This window comes from Pseudomonas paraeruginosa, assembly GCF_003025345.2.
Lineage (GTDB): Bacteria > Pseudomonadota > Gammaproteobacteria > Pseudomonadales > Pseudomonadaceae > Pseudomonas > Pseudomonas paraeruginosa.
In genome coordinates this window covers 1,685,999-1,695,533 of sequence record NZ_CP020560.1, presented here as the reverse complement: position 1 = coordinate 1,695,533, position 9,535 = coordinate 1,685,999, and the positions used below count along the sequence as shown (strand labels likewise).

14 protein-coding genes are annotated in these 9,535 nt (G+C 70.1%); 3 read left to right on the top strand and 11 right to left on the bottom strand.

Annotated features, from left to right (window positions below; genetic code table 11):
- The first annotated feature begins 23 nt into the window (after window positions 1-23).
- The 3 genes from B7D75_RS08150 to B7D75_RS08140 all read left to right on the top strand — a co-directional run bounded on the left by B7D75_RS08150 (window position 24) and on the right by B7D75_RS08140 (window position 772).
- A complete protein-coding gene (locus B7D75_RS08150; protein ID WP_058136354.1) occupies window positions 24-299 on the top strand; it encodes a hypothetical protein in 276 nt (91 codons plus the stop codon).
- Window positions 300-387: 88 nt separating this feature from the next.
- A complete protein-coding gene (locus tag B7D75_RS08145) occupies window positions 388-534 on the top strand; it encodes a hypothetical protein (RefSeq protein ID WP_043103901.1) in 147 nt (48 codons plus the stop codon).
- A gap of 52 nt (window positions 535-586) precedes the next feature.
- The gene (locus B7D75_RS08140) at window positions 587-772 is read left to right on the top strand and encodes a PA3371 family protein (protein WP_012074878.1); all 186 of its coding nucleotides are present in this window, start codon (window positions 587-589) and stop codon (window positions 770-772) included.
- Between the two features lie 37 nt (window positions 773-809).
- Here the strand turns inward: B7D75_RS08140 and phnP are convergent, their stop codons facing one another.
- From phnP to phnE, 11 genes are read right to left on the bottom strand one after another with little or no spacing between them, the layout of a single operon-like run.
- A complete protein-coding gene (gene phnP / locus B7D75_RS08135) occupies window positions 810-1,580 on the bottom strand; it encodes a phosphonate metabolism protein PhnP (RefSeq protein WP_058129904.1) in 771 nt (256 codons plus the stop codon).
- On the bottom strand, window positions 1,571-2,128 hold the full coding sequence (gene phnN / locus B7D75_RS08130; protein ID WP_012074876.1) for a phosphonate metabolism protein/1,5-bisphosphokinase (PRPP-forming) PhnN: 558 nt from the start codon (window positions 2,126-2,128) through the stop codon (window positions 1,571-1,573). Before phnN ends, phnP begins: the two co-directional genes overlap by 10 nt.
- Window positions 2,128-3,291, bottom strand: a complete 1,164-nt coding sequence (locus B7D75_RS08125; protein WP_012074875.1) for an alpha-D-ribose 1-methylphosphonate 5-triphosphate diphosphatase — start codon at window positions 3,289-3,291, stop codon at window positions 2,128-2,130. The genes phnN and B7D75_RS08125 overlap by 1 nt, the downstream gene beginning before the upstream one ends.
- The gene (gene phnL, locus B7D75_RS08120) at window positions 3,281-3,997 is read right to left on the bottom strand and encodes a phosphonate C-P lyase system protein PhnL (RefSeq protein ID WP_012074874.1); all 717 of its coding nucleotides are present in this window, start codon (window positions 3,995-3,997) and stop codon (window positions 3,281-3,283) included. Before phnL ends, B7D75_RS08125 begins: the two co-directional genes overlap by 11 nt.
- A gap of 49 nt (window positions 3,998-4,046) precedes the next feature.
- Window positions 4,047-4,862 carry a phosphonate C-P lyase system protein PhnK gene (phnK, locus tag B7D75_RS08115; protein ID WP_034081837.1) on the bottom strand — a complete coding sequence of 272 codons (816 nt, stop codon included), beginning with the start codon at window positions 4,860-4,862 and terminating at the stop codon, window positions 4,047-4,049.
- On the bottom strand, window positions 4,859-5,740 hold the full coding sequence (locus B7D75_RS08110) for an alpha-D-ribose 1-methylphosphonate 5-phosphate C-P-lyase PhnJ (protein WP_033996596.1): 882 nt from the start codon (window positions 5,738-5,740) through the stop codon (window positions 4,859-4,861). Before B7D75_RS08110 ends, phnK begins: the two co-directional genes overlap by 4 nt.
- The gene (locus B7D75_RS08105) at window positions 5,737-6,837 is read right to left on the bottom strand and encodes a carbon-phosphorus lyase complex subunit PhnI (protein ID WP_003153345.1); all 1,101 of its coding nucleotides are present in this window, start codon (window positions 6,835-6,837) and stop codon (window positions 5,737-5,739) included. Before B7D75_RS08105 ends, B7D75_RS08110 begins: the two co-directional genes overlap by 4 nt.
- Window positions 6,837-7,466: a phosphonate C-P lyase system protein PhnH gene (gene phnH / locus B7D75_RS08100; protein ID WP_034081839.1), complete on the bottom strand. Its 630-nt coding sequence runs from the start codon at window positions 7,464-7,466 to the stop codon at window positions 6,837-6,839. Before phnH ends, B7D75_RS08105 begins: the two co-directional genes overlap by 1 nt.
- A complete protein-coding gene (gene phnG / locus B7D75_RS08095) occupies window positions 7,466-7,924 on the bottom strand; it encodes a phosphonate C-P lyase system protein PhnG (RefSeq protein ID WP_012074869.1) in 459 nt (152 codons plus the stop codon). Before phnG ends, phnH begins: the two co-directional genes overlap by 1 nt.
- Window positions 7,925-7,933: 9 nt before the next feature.
- Window positions 7,934-8,656, bottom strand: a complete 723-nt coding sequence (phnF, locus tag B7D75_RS08090; protein WP_079741079.1) for a phosphonate metabolism transcriptional regulator PhnF — start codon at window positions 8,654-8,656, stop codon at window positions 7,934-7,936.
- A 20-nt stretch (window positions 8,657-8,676) separates the two neighbouring features.
- Window positions 8,677-9,471, bottom strand: coding sequence for a phosphonate ABC transporter, permease protein PhnE (gene phnE / locus B7D75_RS08085; RefSeq protein WP_003153337.1), 795 nt, complete (start codon window positions 9,469-9,471; stop codon window positions 8,677-8,679).
- Window positions 9,472-9,535 lie beyond the last annotated feature (64 nt).

Below are 9,535 nucleotides of genomic sequence, written 5' to 3'. Positions count from 1 at the left end.
GAGCCACGAAAATGGAGGTGAACATGAGCAGCTCACGCAACCTGGTCGGCACCGGACTTCTTTCCCTGCTGGCTCTCGTGGTCTTCCAGAACAGCGCACTGGGCGACGAGGATCGACCCCGGGAGCAACACGACGAAACGGTGGTGCTGGACAGCAACGCGACGCCGCAATGGGCACCCACCGCGCAGCGACTGGTGATCCAGGCGCCCGACGAAGCGCCGCGGATCGTCACGGTCGGCGAGGACGAGCGCGGCACGGCCCTGGTGACCAGCGCCGACGAACAGGCCTGGACATTCTGACGAGGTACGCGCCGGGAAACCGGCATCCATCGACGCTGCACCGCCGCACAGGTCCCCGGGATGCTGGCGGGCGGAAGGGAGAAGAAACATGTGGATCCTGGCTTTGCCGCTGACCGCCCTGGCCCTCTCGGTCGGCGTCTATGGGCTGCTCTGGCTGATGGAGCGCGGAGGGGAAGAATATCCAGCGAGGGTTCCGCTGAGCGGCGAGGACGCCACGGAAGCTCGGCGCCACTGAGCCGGCACAAGGAACAGCGAGCCCGACGGAGAGGGCTCCGGGAGTGAAAACCATGTCACGATCCGCCGTCATTCTTCTGTTCGTGGTGATCGCCAGCGCCATCCTGGCCCTGAGCCTGCCGCCCGACGCCACCCTCCTCGCCTGGTGCGCCTGGGGACTGCTGGGCTTATCCGGCGCCTGGCTGCTGCTTGCGCTGGTGGTAGGTCGGCGAATTCGCTTCGATCCCAGCCTGGACTGATCTCACCCGCGGCGCTTACCGGGCGACACGGCGTCGCTCACAGCGGCAGGCACATGCCGTCGCGCGCCAGTTCCACCCCCTCGGGCAAGGCAGCGGGGTGCTCCAGCAGCCAGGCGTCCAGCGCATGTCCGACGTGAGTCAACACGGCCCGACGGGGGCGCAGCGATTCGATGCACTCCAGCGCCCGCGTCAGGTCGTTGTGGTTGCGCGGCGGCCGCTCCTGCGGCGGCATCGAACAGTCCAGCACCAGCAGGTCCAGCGGCGCCGCGAGCAGTCGCGAGGCGCTGTCCGCCGGCAATCCCACGGTATCGGTGAGGTAGGCCAGACGTCGCGGCGGCCCCTCCTCGGAAGCTCCCTCCAGCAAATAGCCGAATGTCGGCTTCGAGTGGACCAGCGGCAGCGCGGTCGCCGCCAGCGGCCCCCACTGGCGCCGCTCGAAGGCGCTGAAGGGCTGGCTGAAATCGAGGATGCCAGGATGCTTGTAGAGGTCGGCGAGGCCCTCCGGGTCGGCCGGGCCGTGCACCGGGATCACCAGGCCCTGGCCCCAGCGCAGGTGCAGCAGGCCCTGGGCGTGGTCGGCGTGGTAATGGGTCTGGAGGATGCCGTCGAGGCTATGGGGCGGGAAGCGCTCGCAGAGATCGGCCAGGCCGCTGTCGATCAGCCAGCGCTGGCCGGCATGCTCCAGCAGCGCGCTGCATGGACGGCGGCGCAGGCGCTCGTCGATGCGGGCCCTGCCACAGGCCGGGCAGTCGCAGCCGTAGACCGGCACCTGACGGGCGTCGCCGGTGCCGAGCAGGGTCAGGCGCATGCCCGGTCGCCGCCGAGCCACGCCAGGAGCGCGCGCACCGTGTCGTCGAGCTCGCCGGAGTTGTCCAGTTGGAACAACGGTCCCTCCAGGCCAGCGGCGAACTCGGCGTTGCGCGCCAGGCGCGCCTCGATTTCCTCGGGGCTTTCCCGGCCACGCGCCAGCAGGCGCTGGCGCAGCACCTCGGGCTGCACCCCGAGCAGCACCGCGAGCAGATCCGGATAGCGCCGGCGGGCCTGCGCCAAGTAGCCGCGCGAGCCGTTCACCAGCACGTCGTAGCCCTGCGCCAGCCACTCGTCGATCTGCACCGGGATGCCATAGCAAAGGCCGTTGGCGCGCCAGCTCATGGCGAACGCCGAGGCCCGCTCGAGGGTATCGAACTGCGCCGGGGTCACCGCCTGGGCGTCCTCCCCCACCGCTTCCGCGGAGCGCGTGATCACCCGCCGCACGATACGGCAGCCGCGTAGCGCCAGGGGCTCGCGCGCGGCCTGCAACAGGCTGTCCTTGCCCGAGCCGGAAGGCCCCATCAGATAAATCAGTCTGCCTGTCATCAGAACACTCTCTGCCCGCCGCGCCAGACCTGGCGCACCACCGGCTGGTTGTTGCCGAGCGCCCGCGCCTGCAGCAGATCGGCGCGCAGGCCGACGCGGATTTCGCCACGATCGGTCAGCCCGGCGGCCAGCGCCGGGGTACGGCTGACCATTGCCACCGCGCGCGGCAGGTCGTAGCGGATCGCATCATACTCGCTGTGCTCGCCGGCGAGCAGCAAGGCCGCGTGCAGCAGGCTGGCCGGATAGTAGTCGCTGGAAAGGATATCCAGCACACCGATTCCCGCCAGTTGCGCCGCCGCCACGTTGCCCGAGTGGGAGCCGCCGCGGACCACGTTGGGCGCGCCCATCAGCACCTGCAGGCCATGCTCGTGGCTGGCCCTGGCGGCCTCCACGGTGGTCGGGAACTCGGCGATGGCCATGCCGTAGCCGGCCGACTCGCGGACATGCGCGAGGGTCGCGTCGTCGTGGCTGGCCACCGACAGGCCGCGCCCCTGGCAGACATCGACGATGGCCGCACGGGCGGCGGCGCTGTAGCGCCCGGAGTTGGCTACCTGCTCGACGATGAAGGCGTCCATCTCGGCATCGCTGAGGTGGTACTTGCCCTGGTAGTACTCGCGGTACTTCTCCAGCCTGGCGAACTGGCGCTGGCCGGGGGCGTGGTCCATCACCGAGACCAGTTGCACCAGCGGGTGCTCCACCAGTTCGCGGAATACTTCCAGCGTCTGCGGATGGCTGACCTCGCAACGCAGGTGCAGGCGATGGTCGGCGCGCGCGTCGCCGCTGGCGGCGGCCTCGCCGATGGCCTCGAGCATCTTCGGCAGCTGCTGCATGCGCTTGCCCTTGGGGTTGACGTCGCCGATGGACAGCGCGTCGAACACCGTGGTGATCCCCGCGGCGACGATCTGCGCATCGTGCGCCAGCACCGCCGAGGCCGACGGCCAGTCGACCCCGGGACGCGGGGTCATGTGCTTCTCCAGGTTGTCGGTGTGCAGCTCGACCAGGCCGGGCAGCAGGTAGTCGCCCCCCAGGTCCTCGGCCCCGGCCAGCTGGCTGCGGCCTTCGTCGACCGCGGCGATCAGGCCGTCGCGCAGCAGCACGCTGCCGACGAAGACCCGGTCGGCGCCGACTACCCGGGCATTGCTGAGAACGCGTTCAGACGACATGGGCTTGCTCCTGGCGGGAAAGCTCCTGGCTCATGTCCAGGTAGCGGCTGGCCACCGCCTCGCGGGCGGCGCGGTCGTGGAAGATACCGATCAACGCGGCGCCGGCGGCCTTGGCTTCGCCGATCAGTTCCAGCACCACCTGGCGGTTGGCTTCGTCGAGGGAGGCGGTCGGCTCGTCGAGCAGCAGGATCGGCCACTCGACCATGAAGCCGCGGGCAATGTTGACGCGTTGCTGCTCGCCGCCGGAAAAGGTGCCCGGCGCCAGTTGCCAGAGGCGCTCGGGTATGTTCAGCCGGGCCAGCAGGCCGCGCGCGCGCAGCTCGGCGCTGTCGCGGCTCCAGCCACGGGCCAGGGCCGGCTCCATGACCACGTCGAGGGTCGCCACCCGCGGGATCACCCGCAGGAACTGGCTGACGTAGCCGAGCGTCTGGCGGCGCACGGCGAGCACCTCGCGAGGCTCGGCGCCGACCAGCTCCAGCCAGTCGCCGGCATGCTGCAGGCGGATGCTGCCGCCGGCCGGCAGGTAATTGCCGTACAGCGTGCGCAGCAGGGTGCTCTTGCCGGCGCCGGAGCGACCGTGGAGCACCAGGCATTCGCCGCCGGCGACATTGAAGTTGAGCCCGCGCAGCACATTGAGCACCACGCCCTGTTGCTGGTGCAGGGTGAAGGTCTTGCTGAGGTCGCGGACCTCGATCAGGTTGTTCATCGCTACTTCTCCGGGCGCCCGCCGCATGGACCGGCGCCGACGCTTCGGCTCAGGGTTGCAGGACCGACGACACCAGCAACTGCGAGTACGGATGCTGCGGATCGTCGAGAATCTGGTCGGTGAGGCCGGCTTCCACCACCCGCGAGCGGCGCATGACCATCAGGCGGTCGGCGAGCAGGCGCGCCACCGCCAGGTCGTGGGTGACGATCACCACCGCCAGGTCCAGCTCGCGCACCAGCCCGCGCAGCAGGTCGAGCAGGCGCGCCTGCACCGACACGTCGAGGCCACCGGTGGGCTCGTCCATGAACACCAGGCGCGGCGAGGAAACCAGGTTGCGGGCGATCTGCAGGCGCTGCTGCATGCCGCCGGAAAAGGTCCGCGGCAGGTCGTCGATGCGCAGCGGGTCTATCTCCACCTGCGCCAGCCAGTCCAGCCCGGCCTGGCGCAGCCGGCCATAGTGGCGCACGCCTTGGGCCATCAGCCGCTCGCCGATGTTGGCGCCGGCGGAAACGCCCATGCGCAGGCCGTCGCGCGGGTTCTGCTCGACGAAGCCCCACTCGGTGCGCAGCAGGGTGCGCCGCTCGGCCTCGCTGGCGGCGTAGAGGTCGAGCCAGCGGCCGCCAGCGTCACGGTAGGCGACCGTGCCGGCGTCCGGCGGGCAGCGCCCGGAGAGCAGCGAGAGCAGGGTCGACTTGCCCGAGCCGGACTCGCCGACGATGCCCAGCACCTCGCCGGGATAGAGATCGAAGTCGACGTCCTGGCAGCCCTTCTCCGGCCCGTACAGGCGGCTCAGGCCGCGCACCGAGAGCAGCGGCCGGTCGCGCGCGTCGAGGCTCGCATCGATGGATTCGCAAAGCGCGTTCATTGCGCGTCCTCCCCTTCCTGGCGGGCACGCCGCTGCGTGCAGTAATCGGTGTCGGAACAGACGAAGCGCTTGCCGCCACGGTCGTCGACGATCAGTTCATCCAGGTAGGATTCGTGGCTGCCGCAGAAGGCGCAGCTTTCCTCCCAGCGCTGGACCTCGAAGGGATGGTCCTCGAAGTCCAGGCTCGCCACCCGGGTGAACGGCGGCACCGCGTACAGGCGCTTCTCGCGGCCGGCGCCGAACAGCATCAGCGCCGGGCTCATGTCCAGCTTGGGGTTGTCGAACTTGGGAATCGGCGAGGGATCCATCACGTAGCGCTCGTCCACCGTCACCGGGTAGGCATAGCTGGTGGCGATATGGCCGAAGGTGGCGATGTCCTCGTAGAGCTTCACGTGCATCACCCCGTAGTCGTCGAGCGCATGCATGGTCCGGGTCTCCGCCTCGGACGGCTCGATGAAGCGCAGCGGCTCGGGAATCGGCACCTGGTAGACCATGATCTGCTCGCCGCTCAGGGCGGTCTCCGGGATCCGGTGGCGGGTCTGGATCACCGTCGCCTCCGGGGTCCGTTCGGTGGTGGCGACCCCGGCGGTGCGGGCGAAGAATCGCCGGATCGACACCGCGTTGGTGGTGTCGTCGGCGCCCTGGTCGATCACCTTGAGCACGTCGTCGGTACCGAGGATGGCCGCGGTCACCTGCATGCCGCCGGTGCCCCAGCCATAGGGCAGCGGCATCTCGCGGCCACCGAAGGGCACCTGGTAGCCGGGGATCGCCACCGCCTTGAGCAGGCCGCGGCGGATCATGCGCTTGGTCTGCTCGTCGAGGTAGGCGAAGTTGTAGCCCTGTTCCGGCGCGACGCCGGCTTGCGCGGAAAGGCTCATGCGCGCGTCTCCTGGACGGTGGGTTGGGCGGGATCGGCGGCGCCGGGGCGGCGCAACTTGCGGATCAGCTCCAGCTCGGACTGGAAGTCGACGTAGTGCGGCAGCTTGAGGTGCGAGACGAAGCCGCCGGCCTCGACGCTGTCGCAGTGCATCAGGACGAACTCCTCCTGCTGCGCCGGCGACACCACCTCCTCGCCGTATTCGCCGGCACGCAGCGCGCGGTCGACCAGGGCCATGCCCATCGCCTTGCGCTCGGCGTAGCCGAAGGCCAGGCCGTAGCCACGGGTGAACTGCGGCAGCTCCTCGCGGGAACCGACGAACTGGTTGACCATCTCGCACTCGGTGACCTCGATCTCGCCCACCGGCACCGCGAAGCCGAGTTCCTCGGGCTCCAGCCAGACCTCGCAGGCGCCAATGCGGATCTCCCCGGCGAACGGATGGTTGCGCCCGTAGCCGCGCTGGGTCGAATAGCCCAGGGCGAGAAGGAAGCCCTCGTCGCCGCGGGCCAGGGCCTGCAGGCGCTGGGCGCGCCCGCTGGGGAACTCGAGCGGCTCGCGGGTGATGTCCGGCACCGCGCCGGGCAGTTCCTGCTCCGGGGTCATCAGGCCTTCCCGGCCGAGCAGGTCGAGCACCCGCGGACAGGGCTCCAGGGTCGCGCCGGGTTCCACCTCGGGGCCGGGATGCTCGCCCTCGGCGAGCAGGCTGAAGTCGAGCAGGCGATGGGTGTAGTCGAAGGTCGGACCGAGCAACTGCCCGCCGGGCAAGTCCTTGTAGGTCGCCGAGATCCGCCGTTGCAGGCGCATCCCGGCGGTATCCAGCGGCAGGCTGGCGGCGAAGCGCGGCAGCGTGGTGCGGTAGGCACGCAGGAGGAAGATCGCTTCCATCAGGTCGCCGGCCGCCTGCTTGATCGCCAGCGCCGCCAATTGTTCGTCGTACAGCGAACCTTCGGTCATCACCCGCGCCACCGCCAGCGGCATCTGCTGGCGGATCTGCTCCACCGACAGCTCCGGCAGCGCGCGGTCGCCGCGACGCTTGCGCGCCAGCAGGCGATGGGCGTTGTCGATGGCCTTCTCGCCACCCTTGACGGCTACGTACATCAGGCCACCTCCTCGACGGGTCCGCTGACCCGGGTACTGCGTGGCAGGCCGAGGATGCGCTCGCCGGCGGCGAAGAAGGCATCCAGGCCCCTGGGGAATTCGTTGCGCCCGGCGCGCTGTCGCCAGAAACCGGGGCCCACCGGCAACGCCACCTGGCGTACCTCGGCGATGCCCGGCCCGCGCCATTCCAGCGGGGCGCCGCCGTCGAGGCCCGCCAGCTGGATCAGCAAGGTGCAGGACTGGTCCGGATAGCGATCGCTGCCGCTGTCGAAACCGCTCAGGTCGTCCAGCTCGCCTTCGTCGAGCAGGGCGAACAGCGCCTGCTCGCGCTCGGCGACGATCGGGCAGCCGCAGTGGAACGCCAGGTTGGCGCGCAGCGCCGGGCTGTCGAGGCCGGGCGCCAGCCACAGCGGGGTGTCGGAGTCGAGGAAGCTCAGGCACAGCGCGTAGCTGGCCGGCTGCAACGCGGCCAGCGCCGGGGCGCGGTCCAGGTTGCGCACCAGGCCCGGTTCGGCGAGCGCCTTGAGCGCCGCGCGGAAGCTCCGCTGGGCGTCCAGGACCGGATCCTGGAACGCCGGTTGCAATAGCGCGGCGGTATCCGCCGGGCTGGGAAGCGAAGCGCTGGTCATCAATCTTCTCCTCGGACCAGGGTGAAGAACTCCACCTTGGTGGTGGCGACTTCCGCCTCCAGGGCGGCACGGCGCTCGGCCTGGGTACGGGCCAGCGGTTCGATCAGGCGCGCCTGCCAGCTCGCCGCGTCGGCGCCCTGCAGGTGCGCATCGGCCAGGGCGGCCAGTTCGGCGTGGCGCTTGTCGCGCCCGGCGATGTAGCTGTAGCCGGTGCGTCCGTCGCCGAGGCGGACCACGCAGCGGGTCACGGTCATCTCGCCGAGGTTGAACGGGCTGCCGGTGCCGCCCATGCGCCCGCGCACCAGGGTCATGCCGGTCTCGGCCGCGCGCAGCAGGTGGTAGTCGGCATCGCGCAGGGCGTCCGCATGGGCGTCCAGCTCCTCGCGACGGGCGCGGGCGAGCACGCCCATCCAGCGCTGGCGCGCGGCGATGGTGGGATCGGAATGCAAGGCGGTCATGGGCTTCTCCTAGGGGGCGACCTGGTACTGGAAGCGATCGGCGCGGCTGATCGACTGGGCCAGTTCCACCGGTTGGCCGGCGCGGTCGCGGGACAGGGTGAGGACGGTGAGCAGGGGCGCGTGCCGGGGCATCAGCAGGCGCGCCGCCTCCTCGCGATTGGGCAGGCGCGCACCGATCAGGCTGTAGGTGCGGGTCAGCGGCAGGCCTCGGTCGGCCAGGTAGCGACGCAGCGAACCGCCCTGGTAGTCGGCGAGCAGCTCGCGGCGGGAAACGGCGTAGCAATGGCGGATCAGGCTCACCGGCTGGCCGTCGAGATGGCGCAGGGTGGTCAGTTCGAGTACCCGCCCGCCCTCGCCGAGCCCCAGGTGGGTGGCCTCGATGACGCCGGCCGGACGCTGGCGCGCCTCCAGCAGCCGGGCCTCGACCCGGTGGCCCTGGGCCGAGAGCGACTCGGTGTAGGCATTGGCCGCGCCCATCGGGTAGATCGTCGGCGCCTCCAGGACCTGGGTACCCTTGCCCTGGCGGCGCAGCACGCGGCCTTCGAGCACCAGTTCGTCGAGCGCCCGGCGCAGGGTATGGCGGTTCACCGCGAAGCGCTGGGCCAGTTGGATCTCGCCGGGCAGGTAGTCGCCGGGGCGGTAGGCCAGCAGCTCCTGGCGCAGCCGTTCGGCCAGTTCGCGGTACAGCGGTTCGCTTTGTCTAGACAAGTGCATGGTTTGGAAAGGGCGCACCAGGCGCCCTCCTCGCGTCGTCAGATGAACAGCTTGCGCAGGCGTTGTGACAGAACGTCGATCAGGCTCACCACCACGATGATCACGATCAGCACGGCGCAGGTCTGGCCGAACTGGAAGCCGCGGATGGCTTCCCAGAGGATCACGCCGATGCCGCCGGCGCCGACCATCCCGACCACGGTGGCGGAACGCACGTTGGACTCGAAGCGGTACAGCGAATAGGAGATCCACAGCGGCAGGACCTGCGGGATGACCCCGAAGATGACTTCCTGCAGGGCGCTGGCGCCAGTGGCGCGGACACCCTCGACCGGGCCGGGGTCGATGGCCTCGACCGCCTCGGCGAAGAGCTTGGCGAGCACCCCGGTGGTGCTGATGAACAGCGCCAGCACGCCGGCGAACGGGCCCAGGCCGACAGCGACCACGAAGAGCATGGCGAAGACCATCTCGTTGATCGAACGGCAGGCATCCATCACCCGCCGCACCGGCTGGTAGACCCACCAGGGCACGATGTTCTCGGATGCCAGGATCGACAGCGGGATGGCGCAGACGATGGCCAGCACCGTGCCCCACAAGGCGATCTGCACGGTGACCAGCATCTCGCTGAGGTAGAGCTTCCAGTTGCCGAAGTCCGGCGGGAAGAAGTCGGCGGCGAAGGTCGCCATGTTGCCGGCGTCGCGGAACAGCACGGCCGGGTTCATTTCAGCGCCCTTCCAGGACCAGGCGAGGATGGCGAGGAACAGGCCCCAGCCGAACAGGCGCCCCCAGGATGGCTTGCCGGTGGCGGCCGCAGCGGCGGCGGTGCTCAGAGTGCTCATATCGGGAATCTCGACAGCGGTATTGGCGAATCGGGTGGGGCGCGGCGCCGGCCGCGCCCGGGGT

Coding starts and splice junctions, on each gene's coding strand:
- B7D75_RS08110 (WP_033996596.1), bottom strand. CDS start 5,740: ATGAGCCTTTCCGCGCAAGCCGGCGTCGCGCCGGAACAGGGCTACAAC.
- phnE (WP_003153337.1), bottom strand. CDS start 9,471: ATGAGCACTCTGAGCACCGCCGCCGCTGCGGCCGCCACCGGCAAGCCA.
- B7D75_RS08145 (WP_043103901.1), top strand. CDS start 388: ATGTGGATCCTGGCTTTGCCGCTGACCGCCCTGGCCCTCTCGGTCGGC.
- B7D75_RS08140 (WP_012074878.1), top strand. CDS start 587: ATGTCACGATCCGCCGTCATTCTTCTGTTCGTGGTGATCGCCAGCGCC.
- phnG (WP_012074869.1), bottom strand. CDS start 7,924: ATGACCGCCTTGCATTCCGATCCCACCATCGCCGCGCGCCAGCGCTGG.
- B7D75_RS08105 (WP_003153345.1), bottom strand. CDS start 6,837: ATGTACGTAGCCGTCAAGGGTGGCGAGAAGGCCATCGACAACGCCCAT.
- B7D75_RS08150 (WP_058136354.1), top strand. CDS start 24: ATGAGCAGCTCACGCAACCTGGTCGGCACCGGACTTCTTTCCCTGCTG.
- phnP (WP_058129904.1), bottom strand. CDS start 1,580: ATGCGCCTGACCCTGCTCGGCACCGGCGACGCCCGTCAGGTGCCGGTC.
- phnH (WP_034081839.1), bottom strand. CDS start 7,466: ATGACCAGCGCTTCGCTTCCCAGCCCGGCGGATACCGCCGCGCTATTG.
- phnN (WP_012074876.1), bottom strand. CDS start 2,128: ATGACAGGCAGACTGATTTATCTGATGGGGCCTTCCGGCTCGGGCAAG.
- phnK (WP_034081837.1), bottom strand. CDS start 4,862: ATGAACGCGCTTTGCGAATCCATCGATGCGAGCCTCGACGCGCGCGAC.
- phnL (WP_012074874.1), bottom strand. CDS start 3,997: ATGAACAACCTGATCGAGGTCCGCGACCTCAGCAAGACCTTCACCCTG.
- B7D75_RS08125 (WP_012074875.1), bottom strand. CDS start 3,291: ATGTCGTCTGAACGCGTTCTCAGCAATGCCCGGGTAGTCGGCGCCGAC.